Source organism: Pseudomonas sp. 22072, assembly GCF_052046095.1.
Lineage (GTDB): Bacteria > Pseudomonadota > Gammaproteobacteria > Pseudomonadales > Pseudomonadaceae > Aquipseudomonas > Aquipseudomonas paracarnis.
Window position 1 is genome coordinate 132,408 of record NZ_JBQEQE010000008.1, and the last position, 24,471, is coordinate 156,878.

Here is a 24,471-nt window from a genome sequence, read left to right on the forward strand (position 1 = left end):
CCCTCGCCACAGGTAGAGCTTTTACTGCGGTTGGCTGTCTGGCGTTGCGCCTTCAGCGTTATGGGACAGGCTGTACACGTAAGCCGCCAGCAAGTGCACCTTGTCATTGCCTTGCAGCACGTCCTGAGCCGGCATCTGGCCCTGGCGACCATGGCGGATGGTCTGCTGCAACTGCGCCAGGCTGGTGCCGTAGATAAAGCCCGCAGGCTCGGTCAGGTTGGGCGCACCCATGGCTTCCACGCCGTGACCTTGCGGACCATGACACGCCACGCAAGTGGTGCTGAAGGCGGCTTGCCCGGCGGCCAGGTCGGCGGTGTTGTCGGCGGGCAACGGCAGCTTGGCCAGGTCGTGACGCACGTAGGCGGCGACGTTCTTCACCCCGTCCTCGCCCAGCATTTCACCCCAGGCCGGCATCGCCGCGTGGCGACCGTTCAGGATGGTGGCCTTGATGGCCTCGGCCGAACCGCCCCAGCGCCAGTTGTTGTCGGCCAGGTTGGGGAAGCCATAGGCGCCCTTGGCGTCCGAGCCGTGGCACACCGCACAGTTGGAGGCAAACAGGCGACCGCCCATCTTCAACGCTTGCGGGTCCTTGGCGACTTCTTCCACCGGCATGGCCGCGAACTTGGCGAAGATCGGCCCGAACCTGGCGTCGGCCTTGGCCATTTCCTTGTCCCATTCCTTGGTCTGGGTCCAGCCGTCTTCATAGCCCGGCAGTACGCCTTTCCAGTTGCCCAGGCCCGGGTAGAGGATCAGGTAGCCGACGGCAAACACCAGGGTGCCGGCGAACAACATAAACCACCACTGGGGCAGCGGGTTGTCGTATTCCTCGATACCGTCGAAGGCGTGGCCCATGGTCTGGTCGACGCTGCCCTTGGTTTCGCCCTTGCGGGTGCCGACCAACAGCCAGGTCAGGCCGATCAGGCTGCCCAGGGTCAATACGCAGATCCATGTACTCCAAAACGTAGTCATGGCCGAGTGCTCCTTGTGGCTGGCTCTGCTTGAGCGTCGGGTGGGGAAGGTTCATCGGCAAACGGCAGCAGGCGGGCCTGCTCGAATTCCGCGTTGCGGCGGTTGTTGAACACCCACAGCGACAGGCCGATAAAGGCGATGGCGACCACCAGCGTGCCAAGGCCGCGGATGGTGCCCGCATCGAATTCAAATCCCATGGCTCACCTCTTGCTCTTGATGGCAGTGCCGAGCACTTGCAGGTAGGAAACCAGCGCGTCCATCTCGGTCTTGCCCTTGAGGCTGGCGACGGCGCCATTGATGTCGTCGTCGGTGTACGGCACGCCGAGGGTGCGCATCACTTTCAACTTGGTCTCGGTGTGGCTGCTGTCGACGGCGGCGGTGACCAGCCAGGGGTAGGCCGGCATTTTCGACTCCGGCACCACGTTGCGCGGGTTGTACAAGTGCGCGCGGTGCCAGTCGTCCGAGTAGCGCGCGCCGACGCGGGCCAGGTCCGGCCCGGTACGCTTGGAGCCCCACAGGAACGGGTGGTCCCACACGCTTTCGCCAGCCACCGAGTAGTGGCCGTAGCGCTCGGTCTCGGCGCGGAACGGGCGGATCATCTGCGAGTGGCACTGCACGCAGCCTTCGCGGATGTAGATGTCGCGGCCTTCCAGTTGCAGCGCGGTGTAGGGCTTCATGCCTTCGACCGGTTTGTTGGTCACGTCCTGGAAGAACAGCGGGACGATCTGCGTCAGGCCACCGATGCTCACGGCGAGCACCATCAGCAACATCAACAGGCCGACGTTCTTTTCAATCGTTTCGTGTTTCATCATCGACTCCTCAGGCCATCTGCGCGGCAGCGGTGACTTCGGCAGGTTGCGCCGAACGCACGGTGCGCCATGTGTTGTAAGCCATCAGGAACATGCCGCTGAGGAAGATCGCACCGCCCACCAGACGCACGATGAAGCCTGGGTGGCTGGCCACCAGGGTCTCGACGAAGGAGTAGGTGAGGGTGCCGTCTTCGTTGACCGCACGCCACATCAGGCCCTGGGCGATGCCGTTGACCCACATCGAGGCGATGTAGAGCACGGTGCCGATGGTGGCCAGCCAGAAGTGCGCGTTGATCAGGCCGAGGCTGTACATCTGCTCGCGACCGAAGACTTTCGGGATCATGTGGTACAGCGCGCCGATGGAGATCATCGCCACCCAGCCCAGCGCCCCGGCGTGTACGTGGCCGATGGTCCAGTCGGTGTAGTGGGAGAGGGCGTTGACGGTCTTGATCGCCATCATCGGGCCTTCGAAGGTCGACATGCCGTAGAAGGCCAGGGAGACGACGAGGAAGCGCAGGATCGGGTCGCTGCGCAACTTATGCCAGGCACCCGAGAGGGTCATCATGCCGTTGATCATGCCGCCCCAGCTTGGCGCCAGCAGCACCAGTGACATCACCATGCCCAGGGACTGCGCCCAGTCCGGCAAGGCGGTGTAGTGCAAGTGGTGCGGGCCGGCCCAGATGTACAGGGTGATCAGCGCCCAGAAGTGCACAATCGACAATCGATAGGAATACACCGGGCGTTCGGCCTGCTTGGGCACGAAGTAGTACATCATCCCCAGAAAACCCGCAGTCAGGAAAAAGCCTACCGCGTTGTGCCCATACCACCACTGCACCATGGCATCCGTCGCACCGCCGTACAGCGAGTAGGACTTGGTCAGGCTGACCGGGATTTCCAGGTTATTGACGATATGCAAAATGGCCACGGTGATGATGAACGCGCCGAAGAACCAGTTACCCACATAGATGTGCTTGGTCTTGCGTTTCATGATCGTGCCGAAGAACACGATGGCGTAGGCGACCCAGACGATGGTGATCAGGATGTCGATCGGCCATTCCAGCTCGGCGTATTCCTTTGAGCTGGTGTAGCCCAGTGGCAGGCTGATGGCGGCCAGCAGGATCACAAGCTGCCAGCCCCAGAAGCAGAACGCGGCGACTTTCGGCGCGAACAGCTGCGTCTGGCAGGTGCGTTGCACCGAGTAAAAGGAGCTGGCGAACAGCGCACAGCCACCGAACGCGAAAATCACCGCATTGGTGTGCAATGGGCGCAGACGGCCGAAGCTGGTCCAGGGCAAATCGAAGTTGAGCGCAGGCCAAACCAATTGGGCCGCGAGAAAAACCCCGAGCCCCATGCCGACGATGCCCCACACCACCGTCATAATGGCGAATTGGCGGACCACCTTGTAGTTATAGGCGGTACTTAAAGTAGTGTTCATGGTTCCCCATCCACGGTTCAACCCAAGCAAGTGCGGCACTTGGGCTGGAGTTATAGGCAGACTAAAAAGCGAGGCAAGCATGGGCAAAGAGCACAAGGCCAGTATTGACGGGGATCAATGGGCGCAGTGTGTACGGGAACATGGCTGGTTGTGGGATGTCGCCACGGGCACGACTTCGGATAAGCCGGTCACGTTGATCCTGGCCCACGGCGCTGGCGCACCGATGGACTCGGCATTCATGAACGACATGGCTGCACGCCTTGCCGGGCATGGCGTGAACGTGTTGCGCTTCGAGTTCCCGTACATGGCCCAGCGCCGCTTGGACGGGGGCAAGCGCCCGCCGAATCCGGCGCCGAAACTGCTGGAGGCGTGGCGTGAGGTGTATGCCCAGGTGCGACGTCATGTCGCTGGGAAACTGGCGATTGGCGGCAAGTCCATGGGCGGGCGCATGGCCAGTTTGTTGGCCGATGAATTGGGCGCCGATGGGTTGGTGTGCCTGGGCTATCCGTTTTATGCGGTTGGCAAGCCAGAGAAGCCCCGGGTGGAGCACTTGGCTGCGCTTACGACGCCCACCTTGATTGTGCAGGGCGAGCGTGATGCCTTGGGCAATCGAGCGGGGGTGGAGGGGTATGCGTTATCGCCGAGCATTGAGGTGATGTGGCTGGTGGCGGGGGATCATGATTTGAAGCCGTTGAAGGCGTCGGGGTTCAGTCATGAGCAGCATTTGGAGGCGGCGGCCATCAAAGCGTCAGGTTTTCTCGCCTGACGCTTTGTGAGGAGGTTGGGTGTTGCAAAGGTGATGAGTTTTTTTAAAGGTATTCTTTTTGAATATAGTACATTTCGAAATCACCTGTAACATTCATGTGGGCCGACTGTTCTCTAAAGATTGCTTTGAAAGAACCTGTTGCTCTTTCGGTAAGCGTATTGATGGTAATCGTTACTTCGGCCTCCTCAGCTGTGTAAGTATCAACTTCATGACCTGGAGAGTCGGTGGAGTGGTAAGCTCCAAATTCACTTGTGAGGTTATAGGTTTTAGTTATATCCCCTTCTTCATAAGGGATCCTGAAATGATAACCCAGCAGGTTCCTATCCTTATAAGATCCTATTAATCCTTCGATAGTCCATTGCGTTTTATCTTTGTTGTGGTAAAAATACACTTTTTGCGCAGATGTACTTTCGTTGCATTTAATCCACGTAAACGTATTTTTAGACGTGGGGTTTTCGTGATCTTCCAAGGAGTAGAGGTCGGTTGACATTATTAAGCTCCTTTATATCGGGGTGGGTTTAAGTTTGTCAGGGGGTTGAGGTCTCACTGTACGAGTATCCGTGAAAATGATGTGGCTACGGGCAGTCTTTTATAGGCATAAACGTGCCGTTAGTCATGTCTACACGGTCGCGGATTTTATTTTTAAAGGTGGCTTCGCAGCGCAACGGCTGCTGAGTCAGTGTAAGCGTTACATTGTATTCGTCTTCATAGGTGCCACCGCCGAAGGGAGCATAGTAAAAATTCGATTTCTCATCACCGTTTTTAAATGTTTCATCGATGATCTGTTCATTTTCATCGTCGCAGTAAATAAAAATAGCCCACTCACGGTATTGAGGCGTACCCCATTCTCCCTCCTCGCTGGTCAGATACCATGCCTTGCTTGAATTGGAGTAGGCCAACCAGCCCTCCGTTTTGTATTGAGTTTGTCCTTCTGTCCACTTAAAGACCGAATGTTGTGTGTCAAGGGTAGTTCCAGGCCACTCACAGCAGCATTTTATTTCGCGTAATTCCGACGCTGTGTCAGTGAAAGAACCTTCGAAATTCAGCGTTGTGTTCCCTGTGCTTTCGTCAACGGTTACTTCAATGTCGCCGACAGGTTTAATACGTTCTTCCGTTTCAGGTGCGTTATTGTTTGCACCTTGAATGTACAGGTGGGCGAAGGCTTCCGGGTTTTGCTTGATTGATTTGTTAGGTGATGTGCTTGTGGAGTCACAAGGTATTTTCAGTAACAGTGATTGTTGAGTGTCTGGGGACTGGAGCGTCAACTTGACCCAATACTGATTATTGTATTCGGATAGGTGCAGTGGGAGAGCCCAGCCTTCCAATGTTCTTTCGTTGTTCGATGATTTTTCAGTCCATTGCACACGCCCCATGGTTTTTGGGAAGGGATGCAGGGCGCTATTTGAGTCGGTAGACCGGGACATGACGGTGTGCTCCTGTTTGACAGGTTCACACTATAAGGAGGGAGGCGTTCAAAGGTTAACTGTGAGAATTGACAGTTTTATAGAATGCTTGGTGATAAAAAGATGATGAGTGATAGCCATCTGCAAGGGGCTCACTTGTTGGAGAAAGTGAGCCCTTGAAGTTCTACCGGTTAAAACGCTCCACCAGCGAGTACTGAGTATTCGCCGTATGAGTCAGTTCTTCACTCAACTGCGCCGAGTTCATCGCCTGCTCTGAGGTCTGGTCTGCCAACAGCGCAATAGTGCTGATGTTACGGCTGATCTCCTCGGCCACGGCGCTTTGCTCTTCGGTGGCCGCGGCAATCTGGGTGGTCATGTCGGTGATATTGGCCACCGCCTCGCTGATACCCACCAATGCCTGGTCCGCTTCCATCACCCGCGCCACACCTTCTTCGGCCTGGCGGTGCCCGGCGTCCATGGTTTGCACGGCCGCGGCCGCCGTGTGTTGCAGCTTGGCGATCAGGGCATGGATCTGCCCGGTGGATTCGGCCGTACGCTGCGCCAGTTGGCGCACTTCATCGGCGACCACCGCAAAACCACGGCCCATCTCACCGGCACGCGCGGCTTCGATAGCGGCGTTGAGTGCCAGCAAGTTGGTCTGGTCGGCGATGCCCTTGATTACATCGACAACGCCGCCAATTTCATCGCTGTCCTTGGCCAGTTGAGTGACGGTCACGCCGGTCTCGCCAACGGCGGCCGAAAGCCGCTGAATCGCCTCGCGGGTTTCCCCGGCGATATCGCGGCCGCGACCGGTCAGGCGGTTGGCTTCCTGGGTGGCGTCGGCGGTGCGCTGCACGTGGCTGGCGACTTCCTGGGTGGTTGCAGCCATCTGGTTGACGGCGGTGGCCACCTGTTCGGTTTCCACACGCTGACGTTCCAGGCCGCTGGAGCTGCTGTGCGCCAGGGTGTTGGACTGTGCCGCCTGATCGTTGAGGTGCTCGGCAGTGTCCTGCAAGCGGGTCAGGCAGGTCTTCAGACGCGCTTCCTGGCTGAGAATCGACATTTCCAGTCGGGCCTGGGCGCCACGGCTGTCGGTGTACATCTGCGCAATCAGCGGGTCGGACGTGGTCTGCTCGGCCAGGCGCAGCAAGCGCTTGAGGCCGCGCTGTTGCCAGCTCAGCCCCAGCAGGCCCAACGGCACGGACAACGCTGCCGCCAAGGCAAAGCCCCACTGGGAGGTGAGGGTGGCGCCGATCATGAAGCTCAGTTGGCTGACCAGGATAAACGGCAGCCAGTCCTGCAGCACCGGCAGCCATTTGTCGCGCTGGGGAATCGCCGACTTGCCCTGGTTGATGCGTTGATAAAGCGCCTCGGCCCGGCGGATCTGCTCGGCGGTGGGCTTGATGCGCACCGATTCGTAGCCGATCACCTGGTTACCGTCGAATACCGGTGTTACATAGGCGTTAACCCAGTAGTGGTCGCCGGTCTTGCAGCGATTCTTGACAATGCCCATCCATGGCAAGCCTTGTTTGAGCGTGGACCACATGTGTGCGAACACCGCCGAGGGCACATCCGGGTGACGCACCAGGTTGTGCGGAGCACGGACCAGTTCGTCGCGGGTGAACCCACTGATTTCGACAAACGCGTCGTTGCAGTAGGTAATGACACCCTTGGCATCTGTGGTGGAGATCAACCGTTGCTGAGCAGGGAAGGTACGTTCGCGCTGGGTAACGGGTTGGTTATTACGCATGATTGTTCAATCCGCAAGGCTTTCAGGGGTTATCGGCCATGCTGGGCATTTATTTAACTTATTTTTGCAACAATCCTGGGAGCAGAGTGCCGACTGTGGCGAGGGAGCTTGCTCCCGCTGGGCTGCGAAGCGGCCCCAAACAACTTGCGGGCGCTACGCACCGGAGCGGGAGCAAGCTCCGTCGCCACAACAGCTCGTTCTTACAGTCGGGCAGGCTTAGCTGGCCAGCATTGGGTAGGTGAACAAGCCGAAGTGCAGCAGATTCAAGCCAAAATGCGTGGCAATCGCTGCGCCGAGCCCGCCAAAGCGATACGCCAGGCCGTAACCGACCCCGGCAATACTGGCCAGCGTCACCCATTGCCAACCCGCACCACAATGCATCAGGCCGAATAACAGCGAGGCCAGCAGCAGCGCGATGTTCTCGCCGTAGGGCAAGTGCTTGAAACGTTGGCTCAGGCCGCCCTGAACATAGCCACGAAACAGCGCTTCTTCCACCAGCGTCACCAGCAGCAGGTTATTGAGTACCCACAGCCATGCCTGGTCCGGCCATTTCGGTGCCCAACTGATCATTCCCATCAGTGCGGCACCACCCAGTGCGACGATGGCGGTCAGGGTCAGTGCCAGGGCGGTGACGCAGATCGACAGGCGCAATGAGCGTCGCGCCACAATCCACGGGCAGGCCAGCAACAGCCAGAAGCCTATCAGGGGCTTGTCCTGGTTCAGGTACATCGAGAAGGGCACTGAGTCCGGAGTTAAACGCTGGGGCGCAATACCGCGGCCGTTATAGAAACCCGGCAGCCAGTGCATCACCAGGCCCAGGGCCAGTACGATAAACAAGCCTTGGCCCAAGTAGCGTGCCCAAGGGTTGCGTTGCTGGCGCACGGCGTACCCGGCCACCAGCAGCAGTGCGATGGAGACCGCCGCCAGTACGCCCAGTTGGCCGTAGATCAAAGCCACGACATAGCCAATGGAAAGTAGGGTGAGGTACAGCCAGGGCAAAGCAATCATGTGAAATCCTTCGAAAAATCCGGGCGGCATTATAGCGAGTGGCCAGGTTCCAGGGCATGAAAACGCCTCCATGTACAAGGCAATGGGGAAAGGATTGCAAAGTATGTTTGCGGCTGGTTATAGTCGTCGCGTCTTTATATCCCTTCAAAAAGATCAGCACATGCCAGCTTCCCAGCGCATAGCGGTAGTCGATTCAGCGGTCAACGCCGTGGTCGTGCCGTGCCGTGGCAAGCAGCCTGCGCAGATCAGTCATTACCCCCCACCTGTCAGTAGCACGCCGGTGTACGCAGTCGTATCACCGCCGGGTGTTGGCATTTCGGGCTGATCAGCAATTCGCTGTTGCCCGTGCCTGCCTGAAAAAACCTACTGAAATTCAGTTTTTTACTGAGTCGGCTTTTTTGCCTGATAACAGGTGGTAACCATGTCTGTGCTTTCGAAACAATCCGTGGCCGCGGCGGCCTCGACGAGCGTGTTTGTCTTGCTGTGGAGCAGCGGGGCGATCTTCTCCAAGTTGGGCCTGGCCCATGCGTCGCCCTTTGCCTTTCTGTTGATCCGGTTTGCCATCGCCCTGATGGGGTTGGTAGTGCTGGTCCCGCTCCTCAAGTTGAAGCTGCCACGTCCCGGCAAGCCGCTGCTGTATGCGGCGGCGACGGGCCTGGTCTTGCTGGGGGCCTATCAGATTTTCTATCTGCTGGCCCTGGACCTCAACGTCACCCCTGGGGTGATGGCGACCATCATGGGTGTGCAGCCGATCCTCACCGTGGTACTGATGGAGCGCCAACGCTCCTGGCGCCGGCTGTTCGGCCTGGGGTTGGGGTTGGCTGGCTTGATCATGGTGGTGTACCAGGGCATCGGGTTGGCGGGCATGTCCCTGGCGGGGATGCTGTTCGGGCTGCTGGCGCTGGCGAGCATGACGTTTGGCTCGATCATGCAAAAGCGCATCACCGACAATCCTTTGGGCACGCTGCCACTGCAATACTTGGCCGGGCTGTTGCTGTGCGGAGTGTTCGTGCCGTTCCAGCCGTTCCACTTCGAGCACAGTGCAGGCTTTTACCTGCCGGTGCTGTGGATGGGCTTGGTGGTGTCGGTGCTGGCGACGCTGTTGCTGTATCGGCTGATTGCCCGCGGCAACCTGGTGAATGTCACCAGTTTGTTCTATCTGGTGCCGGCGGTGACCGCGGTGATGGACTACCTGATCTTCGGTAACCGCCTGGCGCTGTTGAGCGTGCTGGGAATGGCGTTGATCATCGTCGGCTTGGTCTTCGTGTTCCGTAAGAGCTAGAAACCACCCCTGTAGGAGCGAGCTAGCGGTGGCGAGCAAGCTTGCTTGCGCTGGGGTGCGAAGCGCCCCCAGGAGCTTGCGACTGCTACGCAGTCGAGCGGGAGCAAGCTCCCTCGCCACAGGGGCGCTCCTACAGTTTTTGCGGGCGCAACACCAACCACAACGCCCCGGCAATCAATACACCACCATACAGATGAGCCATGGACAGCGGTTCATCCAACAACAACGCCCCCCACAACACGCCGAACGGCGGAATCATGAAGGTCACGGTCATTGACTTGACCGGGCCGATGGATGACAGCAGGCGGAAGTACAGGATGTAGGCGAACGCCGTACATACCAGCCCCAATCCGAGCAGCGACACCCACACCTGCCAGCCGCCCCAACTCGCCGGTGGCTGGGTGATGGCGCTGAAGGCGAAGAACGGCAGCAAAAACAACGTAGCACCCAGCATACTGCCCAAGGCAGAGAGACGACTGTCCAACCCGCCGCGCTGATCCAGCCAGCGTCGCGCCAGGAAACCGGCGAAGCCATAGCAGGTGGTCGCCAGCAGGCATGCTAATGCGCCTATTAACAGTTCCAGATCAAATGCCACCGGCCCTGCGCGGGTGAGCACGGCAACACCAAGCAGACCCAAGGCCACACCCGCTATTTTTGCCGGCGTCAGGCGTTCGCTGAAAAACAACCCGCCGATCAGCACACCCATCAGCGGTGTAGTGGCGTTGAAAATCGCCGAATAACCCGCCGGCAGTACCTGCGCCGCCACCGAGTACATCGTCGCGGGAATCCCCGAGTTGATCACGCCCAGCAGCAGGACCGTCTTGAACTTGCCCTGGAAATCCCAGTTCACGCGCAGCATCGCCAGGATCACCAATAAGCCCGCGGCGGCAATCGACACGCGGAAAAACGCGGTGGGCACCGTGCCGATTTCCGGCGCGATGATGCGCATGAACAGGAAACTCGCGCCCCAGATGGCAGCCAGCCCCAGCAGATACAGGGTGTCAACAGGTCTCACGGAAAACTCCTATGCCAATCGGGCGCAGAAGTGTTGCCCAGCGGGCAGGTCGGCACAATGGCTAATTGCAGTCAGTTTGCCCCCGTGCAAAATCATTCTTCTCCTGCCTCGGTTCACTGGCTAAGCTCTGGGCTTCCAGATACCCGTTCGAGGTTTCCCGCATGTCGCAGTCCGCCCTCGCTATCGCCCGGATGATCCTCGACGGTTTCGACGATTACCGTGAGCACTTCCGCCAGATCACCGATGGCGCCCGTGAGCGTTTCGAGAAGGCCCAGTGGCAGCAGGGGCAGGCCGCGTCGGCGGCGCGCATCAATCTCTATGAGGAGAAAGTCGCTGAGGTGACTACCCGTCTGCGCGCCAGTTTCGACCCTGCTGGATTGCAGGACATCGGCCAGTGGCCCTTGGTAAAAAGCGCTTATATCGGTTTGATCGACCTGCGCTTTGACGATGAGCTGTCGGAGACCTGGTACAACTCGATCTTCTGCGGCCTGTTCAGCCATGACCTGATCAGTGACGGCTGCATGTTCATCCACACCACTCGGCCTAGCCTGCGCCGGGCGCGGGCGGCGCAAACCCGTATCTACACGCCGGCCGGTAAAATAGCGGACATGCTGGCGCAGGTCTTCTCTGACTACAGCTTCAGCGAGCCCTACGCCGACCTGCCCGCCGACCTGCGCCGCCTCGAAGCCCAGTTGCGGGAAAACCTGCCGGATTGGGTATGCAAGGACCCGGACCTCAAGGTCGAGTTGTTTTCCTCGGTGCTGTATCGCAACAAAGGCGCCTACCTCGTGGGGCGCATCTACACCCGCGACGAACAATGGCCGTTGGTGATTCCGCTGCTGCACCGCGAAGGGCGTGGCATCCAGATCGATGCGTTGATCACCGACGAAGCCGATGTGTCGATCATCTTCTCGTTCACCCGTTCCTATTTCATGGTCGACGTGCCCGTGCCAGCGGAATTCATCGGCTTTCTCAAGCGCATCCTGCCGGGCAAGCACATTGCCGAGTTGTACACCTCCATCGGTTTCTACAAGCACGGCAAATCCGAGTTCTACCGCGCGCTGATCAACCACCTGGCCACCACTGACGACCAGTTCATCATGGCCCCCGGCGTGCGCGGCATGGTCATGAGCGTGTTCACGCTGCCGGGTTTCAATACGGTGTTCAAGATCATCAAGGACCGCTTCTCGCCGTCAAAAAACGTCAACCGCGCCACGGTGATCGAAAAGTACCGCCTGGTGAAAAGCGTCGACCGGGTAGGGCGCATGGCCGACACCCAGGAGTTCGCCGACTTCCGCTTCCCCTTGAGCAAGTTCGAGCCCGAGTGCCTGGCCGAGCTGCTGGAAGTCGCCGCCGGTACCGTCGAAGTGGAGGGCGACACCGTGCTCATCCGCCACTGCTGGACCGAGCGACGCATGACCCCGCTCAACCTCTACCTCGACAACGCCAACCCCGCCCAGGTGCGCGAAGCATTGGAGGATTACGGCCTGGCGATCAAGCAACTGGCGGCGGCGAATATCTTCCCCGGCGACATGTTGCTGAAGAACTTTGGCGTCACCCGCCACGGCCGCGTGGTGTTCTACGACTACGACGAAATCTGCTTTCTCACCGAAGCCAACTTCCGCCATATTCCCGCGCCGCGCACCCCCGAGGATGAAATGGCCTCCGAGCCCTGGTATTCCATCGGCCCGCTGGATGTGTTCCCCGAAGAGTTCCCGCCGTTCCTGTTTGCCGACGCCGGGCAGCGCCGGTTGTTCGATGAGCTGCATGGCGAGTTGTACAACGCTGACTACTGGAAAGGCCTGCAGGACGCGATTCGTGCCGGCAAGGTGATCGACGTGTTCCCTTATAAGAGGAAAGAGCAGCCATAAGCTGCAAGCTGCAAGCTGCAAGGGGCAAGTGAAAGCAGGTCTGCCCTTACTTGCTGCTTGAAGCTTGCCGCTAGCAGCTGCTTTTCTGCGACAATCCGCCCCCTGCATAAATAGACGACCCAAACGCACCTGATGACTGACCAAGCACCCACCATCGACCAACTGCTCAAAACCCTCGATCACGCCATGCTCGCCGACCGCCACCGCTTGCGCCGGCAGTTGCTTGAGCTGCGCAAGAAGCCCGACGAGGACAAGTTGGCGCAGTGGGTGGCGCGCATGCAGGCATCGTGCGCGCAGGTCACGGCGCGGCGCGCCAGCCTGCCGGTGATTCGCTACGACGACAGCCTGCCGATTGCCGCCAAGCGCGATGAGATCAAGGACGCGCTGAACAAGCACCAGGTACTGATCATCGCCGGTGAAACCGGCTCGGGTAAAACCACGCAGTTGCCGAAAATCTGCCTGGAAATCGGCCGTGGCCAGTTCGGCCTGATCGGCCACACCCAGCCGCGCCGGATCGCGGCGCGCAGTGTCGCCAGCCGCGTCGCTGAAGAGCTGGCCACGCCATTGGGTGCGCTGGTCGGTTACCAAGTGCGCTTCGAAGACCAGAGTGACTCCAACACCCTGATCAAGCTGATGACCGACGGCATCCTGCTGGCCGAAACCCAGAACGACCGCTACCTCGAGCGCTACGACACGATCATCGTCGACGAAGCCCACGAACGCAGCCTGAACATCGATTTCCTGCTCGGCTACCTCAAGACCCTGTTGCCGCGTCGCCCCGACCTGAAAGTCATCATCACCTCGGCCACCATCGACCTGGAGCGCTTTTCCAAGCACTTCGACGATGCGCCGATTGTCGAGGTGTCGGGCCGTACCTTCCCGGTGGACACCTGGTATCGCCCACTCACCCTGGAACAGGACGAGGAGGGCAACCGCGTCGAGGACGACCTGACCGTCGACCAGGCGATCCTTGCCACCCTCGATGAAATCGCCACCTATGAGCGCAGCGAACGGCGCAGTCCTGGCGACGTATTGGTGTTCCTGCCCGGCGAGCGCGAGATTCGTGACGCGGCCGACATGCTGCGCAAGGCCCAGCTCAAGCACACCGAGATTTTGCCGTTGTACGCACGGCTGTCGCCGGCCGAGCAGCAGCGCATTTTCCAGTCCCACCCGGGCCGGCGCGTGGTACTGGCGACCAACGTCGCGGAAACCTCGCTGACCGTGCCGGGCATTCGCTACGTGATCGACAGCGGTACGGCGCGCATCAGTCGCTACAGCTACCGCGCCAAAGTGCAGCGTTTGCCCATCGAGGCGATTTCCCAGGCCAGCGCCAACCAGCGTAAAGGCCGTTGCGGCCGGGTTGAGCCGGGTATTTGCGTGCGCTTGTACAGCGAAGAAGACTTTATCGGGCGCCCGGAATTTACCGACCCGGAGATCCTGCGCACCAACCTCGCTGCTGTGATCCTGCAGATGCTGCACCTGCGCCTGGGCGAGATCACCGATTTCCCGTTTATCGAACCGCCGGATGGCAAGGCCATCAGCGACGGTTTCAACCTGCTGCAAGAACTCTCGGCGGTAGACCGCAACAGCCAGCTCACGCCGTTGGGCCGCCAGCTTGCCCGCTTGCCGGTGGACCCGCGCATGGGCCGCATGTTGCTGGAAGCGGCCAAGCTGGGCAGTTTGCAGGAAGTGTTGATCGTCGCCAGCGCCATGTCGATCCAGGACCCGCGCGAGCGCCCACCGGAGCGTCAACAAGCGGCCGACCAGGCCCACGCACAGTGGAAAGACCCGGATTCGGACTTCGCCGGGCTGGTCAACCTGTGGCGCGGTTTCGAGGAGCAGCGCCAGGAACTGACCGCCAGCCCGTTGCGCAACTGGTGCCGCAAAAACTTCCTCAACTACTTGCGCCTGCGCGAGTGGCGCGACTCCCATCGTCAATTGAGCCTGATCTGCCGCGACATGCAGCTGAGCCTCAACAAAGAGCCCGCGGACTATCCGAAGCTGCATAAAGCGGTACTGTCCGGCTTGCTCAGCCAGATCGGCCAGAAGACCGAAGACGGCGATTACCTCGGCGCGCGCCAGCGTCGCTTCTGGATTCACCCGTCTTCGGGCATCGGCAAGAAGCGCCCGCAATGGCTGATGACCGCCGAACTGGTGGAAACCACCAAGCTCTATGCACGCATGGTGGCGAAAATCGACGCCGACTGGATCGAGCCGCTGGCCGGGCATCTGATCAAGAAAAACCACTTCGAACCCCATTGGGAGAAGAAGCGCGGCCAGGTGGTGGCCTTTGAGCAGATCACCCTGTTCGGGCTGATCGTGGTCGGGCGCCGGCCGGTGCATTACGGGCCGATTGACCCGGTGGTGTCCCGTGAGTTGTTTATTCGTGAAGGCCTGGTGCGCGGCGAGATTCAGTCCCGTGCCAAGTGCCTGACGGCCAACCAGAAACTGCTGGAGCAACTCGACGAGCTGGAAGCCAAGGCCCGCCGTCGCGACATCCTGGCCGACGAAGAAACCCTGTACGCCTTTTACGATGCGCGCCTGCCCGCAGAGATTCACCAGACCGCCACCTTTGACAGTTGGTATAAGGTCAACAGCCAGAAAGACCCGCAACTGTTGATCATGCGTGAAGAAGACGTGCTGGCCCGCGAGGCCAGTGAAGTCACCGCCGCGCATTACCCGGACACCTTGCACCTGGGCGACCTGGCCCTGGCCTTGAGTTACCACTTCGAACCCAACCACCCCCGTGACGGCGTGACCCTGCGGGTGCCGGCGCCGTTGTTGCCGGCGTTGCCAGCCGAGCGCCTGGAGTGGCTGGTGCCGGGGTTGATCGAAGCCAAGTGCATCGCTCTGGTGCGCAACTTGCCCAAGGCGCTGCGCAAAAACTTCGTGCCGGTGCCGGACTTCGTCAAGGCTGCGCTGCAACGTATCGAATTCGGCCAGGGCTCTCTGCCCCAGGCGCTGGGGCGTGAATTGCTGCGCATGACCGGTGCGCGGGTCAGCGATGAGGCGTGGGCCGAGGCGGCGCAACAGGTGGAAAACCACCTGAAGATGAACCTGGAAGTGGTCGACGGCCAGGGCAAGTTCCTCGGCGAAGGCCGTGACTTGGCCGAGCTCACCGCACGGTTCGCCGAAGCCAGCCAGGCGGCCTTGGCCGTGCCGCAAACCGCGAAAAGCCAGCAGCCGGTAGAGGCCAAGGTGTTTGCGGCGGTGGCGGAAAAGACCCAGCAGAACATCGCCGGCCTATCGATGACAGTGTACCCGGCACTGGTGGAAGAGAACGGCACGGTCAAGGAGGGGCGCTTCTCGACCGCCGCCGAAGCCGAGTTCCAGCACCGTCGCGCCTTGCAGCGCCTGCTGATGCAGCAATTGGCGGAACCGGCGAAATTCCTGCGCGGTAAATTGCCGGGCTTGACCGAGCTGGGCCTGATGTACCGTGAACTGGGGCGTATCGACGCGCTGGTGGAAGACATCCTGTTGGCCAGCCTCGATACCTGCGTACTTGAAGGCGAAGATAGCCTGCCACGGGACGGCGCTGGCCTGGCAGCCTTGGCTGAACGCAAGCGCGGCGGTTGGACTGAGCACGCCGAACGCTTGGCGCGCCTGACCCTGGAAGTGCTGAAGCTCTGGCACGGCCTGCAAAAACGCTTCAAAGGCAAGATCGACCTGGCCCAGGCCGTGGCCTTGAACGATATCAAACAGCAACTGAGCAACCTGGTGTATCCAGGTTTTGTGCGGGAAACCCCGGCCCAGTGGTTCAAGGAACTGCCGCGTTTCCTCAAGGCCATTGAACTGCGCCTGGAAAAACTGCCGAGCCAGGTGCAAAAGGACCGCGTGTGGAGCAGCGAATTGGGCGGCCTGTGGGCGCAGTACCAGAACCGCCTGAACAAACACACCCAGGAAGGCAAGCGCGACCCGCAGTTGGAGCTATACCGCTGGTGGCTGGAGGAATACCGGGTGTCGCTGTTTGCTCAGCAGTTGGGCACCAAAGTGCCGATTTCCGATAAGCGCTTGAGCAAGCAGTGGAGTCAGGTAGAGCCCTGAACCCCTGGCCCACTTGTAGGAGCGAGCTTGCTCGCGAAAAACGTCAACGATAACGCGGCTCTCCTGAATAAACGCGGCGCCTGTGAGTTTTTCGCGAGCAAGCTCGCTCCTACAGGTATGAGGACAAACCCCTCCCACAATTGGATGTTTGTCTGGCATATGGCGCCAAATCACCGGCGTTGTGGCAAACTTCGCGGTTACAAGATTAGATAAAGCGTTGCCAGTTTGATGCCTGCTGGACGGAATCAAACGACTTACAGTTTGGTACGACGGTACCAATATCTTCTGCCTGACAGATTTAGAGGAACGACCGTGCATAACGTCGTCATCAGCGGCACCGGCCTGTACACCCCGGCCAACAGCATCTCCAACGAAGAGCTGGTGCAGTCTTTCAATGCCTACGTACAACAGTTCAACGCCGACAACGCCGCCGCTATCGAACGTGGCGAGGTGCAGGCGCTGACCGAGTCGAGCGCGGCATTCATCGAAAAGGCATCCGGCATCAAGAGCCGTTTTGTGATGGACAAAGACGGCATCCTCGATCCGCAGCGCATGGCGCCGCGCCTGCCCGAGCGCAGCAACGACGAATGGTCGGTGCTTTGCCAGATGGCCATCGGTGCCGCCGAACAAGCCCTGCAGCGCGCCGGCAAGACCGCCGCCGACATTGATGGCGTGATTGTCGCCTGCTCCAACCTGCAACGTGCCTACCCGGCGATCGCCATTGAAGTCCAGGAAGCCTTGGGTATCCAGGGTTTCGGCTTCGACATGAACGTGGCGTGTTCCTCGGCCACCTTCGGCATCCAGAACGCGGCCAACAGCATCCAGTTGGGCCAGGCCCGGGCGATCCTGATGGTCAACCCGGAAGTCTGCACCGGCCACCTGAACTTTCGTGACCGTGACAGCCATTTCATCTTCGGTGATGCCGCCACGGCGGTGATCCTCGAGCGTGCTGACCTGGCGACGTCCGAACATCAGTTCGATGTGGTGAGCACCAAGCTGCTGACCAAGTTTTCCAACAACATTCGCAACAACTTCGGCTTTCTCAACCGCACGGCGGAAGAGGGCATCGGCGCCCCCGACAAGCTGTTCGTGCAGGAAGGCCGCAAGGTATTCCGCGATGTTTGCCCGATGGTGGCCGAATTGATCGGCGAGCACTTGGCAGAAAACCAGCTGAGTGTCACTGATGTGAAGCGTTTCTGGCTGCACCAGGCCAACCTGAGCATGAATCACTTGATCGTGAAAAAATTGCTGGGGCGCGAGGCATCGGTGGAAGAAGCGCCGGTGATCCTCGATACTTACGCCAATACCAGCTCGGCCGGCTCGGTGATTGCGTTTCACACTTATCAGGATGACCTGCCCAAGGGCGCGGTTGCCGTACTCAGCTCCTTTGGCGCCGGGTATTCGATTGGCAGTGTGATCCTGCGCAAACGCTGAGTGTGTGGCCGGACGCGATCAACTGTGGGAGCTGGCTTGCCTGCGAAGGCGTCGGCTCGGTGTGCCTGAATCACCGAGTTGTCTGGATCGCAGGCAAGCCAGCTCCCACATTGAGCGTATTTCCACGGCAATATTGAGGTAATCGATGGCAGCAGCGGACGATGCGCACCTGCTTGAACGCCTGCTCAAGGGTGAGCAGCGGGCTTATAAGGATTTGGTCAACACTTACCAGAGTGCGATGCGCGCAGTGGCGTATGCCATCGTCGGCCAGCGCCATGCCGAGGAGGTGGTGCAAGATGCCTGGCTCTCGGTGGTGCGCAACCTGGCCAAGTTCGAAGGGCGATCGAGCCTCAAGACATGGTTATTGACGATCACTGCCAACTCCGCAAAGAGCCGTTACAAACAAAATCGTCGGGAAGTCCTTCTCGACGATTTGCCCTCACCCCACGGCACCATTGGCGATGACCGCTTCAGCCCGGATGATGGCCATTGGGCTGTCGCCCCTTACGCTTGGCACCAAGACACCCCGGAAGCGCTGCTGACCGAAGATGAACTGCGCAAATGCCTGGAGCATACGATTCTGAGTTTGTCCGAATTGCAAAGCAGTGTGCTGGTCCTGCGTGAACGCCAGGGCCTGGAACTGGAAGAAATCTGTAATCTTCTGACCCTTTCACTCTCCAACGTCCGTGTGCTGTTGCATCGAGCGCGGCTTAAAGTCTTCGCCACGGTGGAGCATTTTGAGGAAACGGGCGAATGTTGACCTGTAAAGAACAAGTAGCGCGTTCCAGTGACTATCTCGATGGGCAATTGACCTTTCGGGAGCGTCTGCTGGTGCGTCATCACTTGATGTTTTGTCCGAACTGCCGGCGCTTTATCCGTCAGATGCGCCTGATGCAGGCAACGCTCAAGCGTATGCCGCAGGAGCCGGTGGAGGGTGTTGATGCGCTGGCCGAACAACTGGCCGCCGAGCGGCGTAAAGACATCATGTAGGAGCGAGCTTGCTGTGGCGAGGGAGCTTGCTCCCGCTCGACTGCGCAGCAGTCGCAGGCTTTTNCACCCCAGCGCAAGCAAGCTTGCTCGCCACAGCAAGCTCGCTCCTACATGCTAAGCGTTAGAACTTGGCTTCAGCATCCAGCTGCAAGGTGTTGGTATCGGCATCCCGCTGGGTCCGGCTGGCGAAGTCAGCCTTGGTCAGGAAGTAGGTGGCGCCGATGGCGAAGTTCTTGTCGATGTCATAGCTGACTTTCATCTTGTGACCGCGCGAGCCGGTGGTGCCGTTGGCGAAGTCCGAATCGGTGAAGGCGCCTACGACGGCGTTACGTTGAACGTCGCGGTAGTTGTAGTCCAGGTTCAAACCGAACACCTTGGACTTGGCACCCAGCAACCAGGCGGTGTCCTGGTCGGTCACCGCATCGTTGTTTTTCACGTACTGGCCGTAGAACGACAGCGGCACGGCCAGGCCACCGATGTCTGCTTGCGCAAAGCCTTCGTACAAGCGGAATTCATTGTTGGCCGAGTTGCCGTTGACCGCCAATGCGCAAGGCGTGGTGGTGGTTGTGCAGCGGCTGTCTTCGTCATTCTTGTAGGCGTAGATGCTGCCGCCCAAGGTCATTTTCAGGTTGTCGGTGACCGAGAACCGCGTGCCCAACTGGCCGGACGTCAGGCGCAGGTCATGGCGAAATTGCACGCCGTCACCGTCCACGTTGTCCTTGAGGTTGTAGTTACCCAGGCTGCCGAACAGCTCAGCGCTGCTACCCAGTGGGTATTTGTAGGTGACGGCCAGGCCTTCAGGGTTGATGTCGCTATCCCAGATCACATCGCCCATGTTCACCCACGGCTGCAGCATCTTGCCGCCGATCACGTGCAGGTTCTTGATCTGGTCCGGGTGGTAGTCGATGTAGCCGAGGTCCAGCCAGATCGACTTCTTATCGAAGTAACCATCCTGGTCTTGGTTGGTGGAGCGTGCATCATCGCCGCCGCCGGTGGCGATACGGATACCAGTGTCCACCTGCGGGTTGATTTCGGTGTAGGCACCCAGGCGGGCACGAATGCGTTGACGGTCTTTGTCACGCCCACCGTTGTTGGGCTCGCCGTCGATCTTGATGGTTTCCTGGCGGAAGCGCACGTCACCCTTGAACTGGGTCTTGGCTGCCCAAGCCAATTTCTGGTCGAAGCTGCTCAGCTCGTTGGTTTTTTTCGCAGTGGCCGCGATCTGCTCGTTGGTCTCTTGTTGAGCCTGGCGTGCGATCTGCTGCTCTTTCTGATCCCTGGCCAGTTCCATTTGCAGTTCGGTGTACTGCGCCGCGGTGATCTGGCCGTTGGCCTTGAGCATGTCGAGCAATTTAGCGTCGACTGCAGCGCTGGCCGGAACGCTCAGTGCCAGCAACAGGCCGCCACACAGGACCGCCGCAGTTTTAGTGGAAGCAAGACGCATATCAATCTCCGAAAGTGAGGAGGGAGGGCAACACCCTCCAGGACACAACCGACCCATGACGGACGGAAAAAATGTCGCCCGGTAGACCCGGACGCTCTAAAAACTGGCGTCAGTATCGCGACCGTTTATGACGGAGTAGTGGCTAAGTGATTTCATCTAGATGACAAATCGTTACGCAACGGAACTAAGGGTTTTGACGTCTGTCCGCGTGTTTTGAGGATGTGTGCGCGGCTGTGATCAGCGATACTCCCCAGGTTTTCATGCCAAGAAACAATGAGGATGCCGATGCCGCTGCAACGCCTGGACAGCCTGTCCGATATCGCTGCGCACACGTGGGATGCCCTGATGCCACAGGCCCAGCCGTTTATGCAGCATGGGTTTCTCAGTGCGCTGGAAGACAGCGCCAGCATCGGCCCGCATTCGGGCTGGCAGACGGAGCACTTGCTGCACTGGGAAGGCGACCGGTTGATGGCGGCATTGCCGGGTTATCGCAAGTGGCATTCTTATGGCGAGTACGTGTTCGATCACGGCTGGGCCGACGCTTGCGAGCGCGCCGGCATCGACTATTACCCCAAGTTGCTGACGGCCGTGCCGTTCAGCCCGGTCGGTGGGCCGCGCGTATTGGCTGCCAGTGCCGCAGACGCTTTCGAATTGCTTAATAGCCTGCCGGGGTATCTGGAGATCGAGGGCCTGTCGAGCGCCCATATCAACTTTACCGATGCCCTCGCCGATGAAGCCATGGCCCAACACCCCGGCTGGTTGCAACGCCTGGGTTGTCAGTTTCATTGGCAGAACCGTGGTTACCGCGACTTCCAGGATTTCCTCGACGCCCTGAGTTCACGCAAGCGCAAACAGATGCGCAAAGAGCGCGAACAAGTGGCAGGGCAGGGTATCGAGTTCGAGTGGTTGCAAGGCCATGAGCTGAGCGAATCCCAGTGGGATTTTGTTTACGCCTGCTACGCCAACACCTACGCGGTGCGTCGGCAATCGCCCTACCTGACCCGCGCATTTTTCAGCCTGTTGGCTGAGCGCATGCCCACAGCCATACGCGTAGTCTTGGCCAAACAAGGCACGCGCCCGGTGGCGATGGCCTTCAGCCTGATCGGTGGCGACAGCTTCTACGGCCGCTACTGGGGTTGCCTGGCGGAATTCGACCGCCTGCATTTCGAGACCTGTTTCTACCAAGGCATGGACTACGCCATCGCCCACGGCCTGCAACGCTTCGATGCGGGTGCCCAGGGCGAGCACAAATTGATTCGCGGGTTTGAGCCGGTGATTACGCGGTCATGGCACTACCTGCGCCACCCGGGGTTGAAGAACGCTGTGGAAGATTTTCTTGAGCGCGAACGGGTGGGGGTTCTGGCGTATGCCGAAGAGGCGAGGGCGGCCCTGCCTTATCGGCACTCTGACGGCACGTGAAACACCCTGTAGGAGCGAGCTTGCTCGCGAAGAACGTGCAGACGACGCGGGATTACAGCTGTATGCACCGCGTCATCGTTGGCGTTTTTCGCGAGCAAGCTCGCTCCTGCAGGGATTGGGTCAAGCTGTTTTTTCTGCACCCACCCATCGGTACGTAATGCCGCCGATCACCGCGCCGAGGATGGGCGCGAGCCAGAACAGCCACAATTGCTGCAGCGCCCAGCCGCCGACAATCAACGCAGGCCCTGTGCTGCGGGCCGGGTTGACCGAGGTGTTGGTCACCGGGATGGAGATAAGGTGGATCAGCGTCAGCCCCAGGCCAATGGCGATGGGCGCGAAGCCTGCCGGGGCTCGACGGTCGGTGGCGCCAAGGATGATCAGCACGAACATCGCCGTCATCACCAGCTCACAGACAAAGCCTGCCGCCATTGAATAACCACCGGGTGAATGCTCGCCATAACCATTGCTTGCCAGCCCGGAGGCCAGTTCGAACCCGGGTTTGCCGCTGGCGATGAAGTACAGCAGTGCGGCGGCGATGGCGCCACCGATCACTTGCGACACGATGTAGGCCGGCAACTCCCTGGCCGGGAATCTGCCGCCGACCACCAACCCCACCGAGACGGCCGGGTTAAGGTGACAGCCGCTGATATGCCCGATGGCAAATGCCATGGTCAGCACCGTGAGCCCAAAAGCCAGGGACACCCCGAGCAGGCCGATGCCGACGTTGGGGAACGCTGCGGCCAACACCGCACTCCCGCAGCCACCCAACACCAGCCAAAACGTACCCAGTCCTTCCGTTACGGAACGTTTGAACAGTGACATGAACACTTCCTTAGATTGCTCTATCTGATTAACGGTCTGTGTGGCTTCCCTGCTGCCTTAAATCAGGGCCCTCCTGGGGCCTGATTGCAGTACAGCAGGATTGTCTCGCAAGACCAGCCAGATAGAGAAAGCTGTCAGAATTGTTCGGAATTGAGCGGGGCTTTACTCAGCAAAATCAGTCTATGCCGACAAAACCCCCGGTCTGATGCTGCCATAACCGCGAATAAAGCCCGCCGTATGCCAACAACTCGGAATGGCTGCCGCTTTCGGCAATCTGGCCTTTTTCCAGCACCACCAGGCGGTCCATTCGTGCGATGGTCGACAACCGGTGTGCAATTGCGATCACCGTCTTGCCCTGCATCAAGGTTTCCAGGCTCTCCTGGATCGCCGCTTCCACTTCAGAGTCCAGCGCAGAGGTGGCTTCGTCCATGATCAGGATCGGCGCGTCCTTGAGCAGCACGCGGGCGATAGCGATACGCTGGCGTTGCCCGCCGGAGAGTTTCACCCCACGTTCACCCACATGGGCATCCAGCCCGGTGCGGCCCTCGGAATCCGACAGCAGCGGGATGAATTCATCGGCGCGGGCCTTGTGCACCGCCGCCCACAGTTCTTCGTCAGTCGCGTCGGGCTTGCCATACAACAGGTTGTCGCGGATCGAGCGGTGCAGCAACGAGGTGTCTTGGGTGATCATGCCGATTTGTGCACGCAGGCTCTCCTGGGCGACCTCGGCGATGTCCTGGCCGTCGATGAGGATGCGCCCGCCCTGCAGGTCGTAAAGGCGCAGCAGCAGGTTGACCAGCGTCGACTTGCCCGCGCCGGATGGGCCGATCAAGCCGATCTTTTCCCCGGCCTTGATCTCAAGGTTGAGGCCGCCAATGATTCCGCTCTTCTTGCCGTAGTGGAAGTCCACTTGCTCAAAGCGTACCTGGCCGTGGGGTACCGTCAGGCGCGGAGCGTTTTCACGATCGATAACGGCCAGTGGCTGGGCGATGGTCTTCAGGCCGTCTTGCACAATGCCGATGTTTTCGAAAATGCCGTTGACCACCCACATGATCCAGCCGGACATGTTGACGATGCGGATCACCAGGCCGGTGGCGAGGGCAATCGCGCCCACGGAAATCAGAGACTGGGTCCACAGCCACAGGGCCAGGCCAGTAGTGGTGACGATCAGCAGGCCGTTCAGAATACAGATCACGGTGTCCATGCTGGTGAGCACGCGGGCGGCCAGTTGGGTTTTTTCGGTCTGCTCGATGATCGCTTGCTTGGCGTATTCCTGTTCATTCTGGGTATGGGCGAACAGCTTCAAAGTGGTGATATTGGTGTAGCCGTCGACGATTCGGCCCATCAGTTTGGAGCGCGCCTCGGAGGAAATCACCGAGCGTTCTTTCACCCGAGGTACGAAGTAACGCAGGGCCAGGCTGTAGCAAACGATCCAGGTGATCAGCGGAATCATCAGCCGCCAGTCGGCCTCGGCAAACAACACCAGGGCACTGATGGCGTAGATCGACACGTGCCAGATAGCCTCCGCGGTCGCCACCGCCGAGTCACGCAAGGAGTTGCCGGTTTGCATGATCCGCTGGGCGATGCGCCCGGCGAAATCGTTTTGAAAGAAATTCAGGCTCTGCTTGAGCACGTAGCTGTGGTTCTGCCAGCGAATCAGGCTGGTCATGCCAGGGTTGATGGTCTGGTGCACCAGCAAGTCATGCAGTCCGTTGAAGAGCGGGCGCAACAACAGGGCGACCACGGCCATCCAGATCAGCTCGGCGCTGTGGATCTGGAAAAAATTCGCCGGTGGCGTGCCCTGGGCCAGGTCGATGATGCGGCTCAGGTAGCTGAACAACGCAACTTCGATCAGGGCGCCGACCAGCCCCACCACCAGCAGCGCGGCGAAGCACGGCCACACCTGGCGCAGGTAATAGAGATAGAAGGGCAGGACTTTTTCGGGAGGGGCCGCGCTGGGGGCGTCGCGGAAAATATCGATCAGTTGTTCAAAACGACGATAGAGCATTA

The 24,471-nt window shown here is 59.7% G+C and carries 20 protein-coding genes; 8 read left to right on the forward strand and 12 right to left on the reverse strand.

Annotation, left to right across the window (positions count from 1 at the left end; genetic code table 11):
- Positions 1–21: 21 nt before the first annotated feature.
- From ccoP to ccoN, 4 genes are read right to left on the reverse strand one after another with little or no spacing between them, the layout of a single operon-like run.
- A complete protein-coding gene (ccoP, locus tag ACTJLA_RS10950) occupies positions 22–969 on the reverse strand; it encodes a cytochrome-c oxidase, cbb3-type subunit III (protein ID WP_314546977.1) in 948 nt (315 codons plus the stop codon).
- Positions 966–1,166 (reverse strand): cbb3-type cytochrome oxidase subunit 3, encoded by a 201-nt coding sequence (locus ACTJLA_RS10955; protein WP_003193161.1) that lies wholly within the window; start codon positions 1,164–1,166, stop codon positions 966–968. The genes ccoP and ACTJLA_RS10955 overlap by 4 nt, the downstream gene beginning before the upstream one ends.
- Before the next feature lie 3 nt (positions 1,167–1,169).
- Positions 1,170–1,778, reverse strand: coding sequence for a cytochrome-c oxidase, cbb3-type subunit II (ccoO, locus tag ACTJLA_RS10960; RefSeq protein WP_003193159.1), 609 nt, complete (start codon positions 1,776–1,778; stop codon positions 1,170–1,172).
- 10 nt (positions 1,779–1,788) lie between these two features.
- Complete coding sequence (gene ccoN, locus ACTJLA_RS10965; protein ID WP_034128402.1) at positions 1,789–3,213, reverse strand: cytochrome-c oxidase, cbb3-type subunit I; 1,425 nt, start codon at positions 3,211–3,213, stop codon at positions 1,789–1,791.
- Between the two features lie 79 nt (positions 3,214–3,292).
- Between ccoN and ACTJLA_RS10970 the strand changes: the two genes are divergently transcribed.
- Positions 3,293–3,979, forward strand: coding sequence for an alpha/beta family hydrolase (locus ACTJLA_RS10970; RefSeq protein ID WP_313042547.1), 687 nt, complete (start codon positions 3,293–3,295; stop codon positions 3,977–3,979).
- 43 nt (positions 3,980–4,022) lie between these two features.
- On the opposite strand, the gene ACTJLA_RS10975 is transcribed toward ACTJLA_RS10970, so the two are convergent.
- From ACTJLA_RS10975 to ACTJLA_RS10990, 4 genes are all read right to left on the reverse strand, one after another.
- A complete protein-coding gene (locus tag ACTJLA_RS10975; RefSeq protein WP_314546984.1) occupies positions 4,023–4,469 on the reverse strand; it encodes a hypothetical protein in 447 nt (148 codons plus the stop codon).
- Positions 4,470–4,554: 85 nt separating this feature from the next.
- On the reverse strand, positions 4,555–5,403 hold the full coding sequence (locus tag ACTJLA_RS10980; protein ID WP_314546987.1) for a hypothetical protein: 849 nt from the start codon (positions 5,401–5,403) through the stop codon (positions 4,555–4,557).
- A gap of 163 nt (positions 5,404–5,566) precedes the next feature.
- Positions 5,567–7,132, reverse strand: coding sequence for a methyl-accepting chemotaxis protein (locus ACTJLA_RS10985; protein ID WP_034128405.1), 1,566 nt, complete (start codon positions 7,130–7,132; stop codon positions 5,567–5,569).
- Positions 7,133–7,348: 216 nt separating this feature from the next.
- Entirely contained in the window at positions 7,349–8,140 is a 792-nt protein-coding gene (locus ACTJLA_RS10990; RefSeq protein WP_127881111.1) for a CPBP family intramembrane glutamic endopeptidase, read from the reverse strand.
- 421 nt (positions 8,141–8,561) lie between these two features.
- Here ACTJLA_RS10990 and ACTJLA_RS10995 point away from each other — a divergent pair, with 421 nt between their 5' ends.
- Positions 8,562–9,422 (forward strand): DMT family transporter, encoded by an 861-nt coding sequence (locus ACTJLA_RS10995; RefSeq protein WP_054921759.1) that lies wholly within the window; start codon positions 8,562–8,564, stop codon positions 9,420–9,422.
- A gap of 130 nt (positions 9,423–9,552) precedes the next feature.
- On the opposite strand, the gene ACTJLA_RS11000 is transcribed toward ACTJLA_RS10995, so the two are convergent.
- On the reverse strand, positions 9,553–10,437 hold the full coding sequence (locus tag ACTJLA_RS11000) for a DMT family transporter (RefSeq protein ID WP_054921761.1): 885 nt from the start codon (positions 10,435–10,437) through the stop codon (positions 9,553–9,555).
- Between the two features lie 161 nt (positions 10,438–10,598).
- On the opposite strand from ACTJLA_RS11000, the gene aceK reads away from it, so the two are divergent.
- The 5 genes from aceK to ACTJLA_RS11025 all read left to right on the forward strand — a co-directional run bounded on the left by aceK (position 10,599) and on the right by ACTJLA_RS11025 (position 18,776).
- Positions 10,599–12,308, forward strand: coding sequence for a bifunctional isocitrate dehydrogenase kinase/phosphatase (gene aceK, locus ACTJLA_RS11005; RefSeq protein ID WP_034128409.1), 1,710 nt, complete (start codon positions 10,599–10,601; stop codon positions 12,306–12,308).
- Between the two features lie 132 nt (positions 12,309–12,440).
- Positions 12,441–16,352 (forward strand): ATP-dependent RNA helicase HrpA, encoded by a 3,912-nt coding sequence (hrpA, locus tag ACTJLA_RS11010; RefSeq protein WP_314546996.1) that lies wholly within the window; start codon positions 12,441–12,443, stop codon positions 16,350–16,352.
- A gap of 312 nt (positions 16,353–16,664) precedes the next feature.
- A complete protein-coding gene (locus tag ACTJLA_RS11015) occupies positions 16,665–17,786 on the forward strand; it encodes a beta-ketoacyl-ACP synthase III (protein ID WP_034128411.1) in 1,122 nt (373 codons plus the stop codon).
- A 145-nt stretch (positions 17,787–17,931) separates the two neighbouring features.
- On the forward strand, positions 17,932–18,546 hold the full coding sequence (locus tag ACTJLA_RS11020; protein WP_057976213.1) for an RNA polymerase sigma factor: 615 nt from the start codon (positions 17,932–17,934) through the stop codon (positions 18,544–18,546).
- On the forward strand, positions 18,540–18,776 hold the full coding sequence (locus tag ACTJLA_RS11025) for an anti-sigma factor family protein (protein ID WP_014719432.1): 237 nt from the start codon (positions 18,540–18,542) through the stop codon (positions 18,774–18,776). The genes ACTJLA_RS11020 and ACTJLA_RS11025 overlap by 7 nt, the downstream gene beginning before the upstream one ends.
- 121 nt (positions 18,777–18,897) lie before the next feature.
- Here the strand turns inward: ACTJLA_RS11025 and ACTJLA_RS11030 are convergent, their stop codons facing one another.
- Positions 18,898–20,220, reverse strand: coding sequence for a putative porin (locus tag ACTJLA_RS11030; RefSeq protein ID WP_003193136.1), 1,323 nt, complete (start codon positions 20,218–20,220; stop codon positions 18,898–18,900).
- Between the two features lie 285 nt (positions 20,221–20,505).
- On the opposite strand from ACTJLA_RS11030, the gene ACTJLA_RS11035 reads away from it, so the two are divergent.
- Positions 20,506–21,639, forward strand: a complete 1,134-nt coding sequence (locus ACTJLA_RS11035) for a GNAT family N-acetyltransferase (protein WP_060772935.1) — start codon at positions 20,506–20,508, stop codon at positions 21,637–21,639.
- A gap of 120 nt (positions 21,640–21,759) precedes the next feature.
- Here ACTJLA_RS11035 and aqpZ read toward each other — a convergent pair whose 3' ends face one another.
- Complete coding sequence (aqpZ, locus tag ACTJLA_RS11040; RefSeq protein ID WP_054897841.1) at positions 21,760–22,461, reverse strand: aquaporin Z; 702 nt, start codon at positions 22,459–22,461, stop codon at positions 21,760–21,762.
- 175 nt (positions 22,462–22,636) lie between these two features.
- Positions 22,637–24,469, reverse strand: a complete 1,833-nt coding sequence (locus ACTJLA_RS11045; protein WP_054897840.1) for an ABC transporter ATP-binding protein — start codon at positions 24,467–24,469, stop codon at positions 22,637–22,639.
- Positions 24,470–24,471 lie beyond the last annotated feature (2 nt).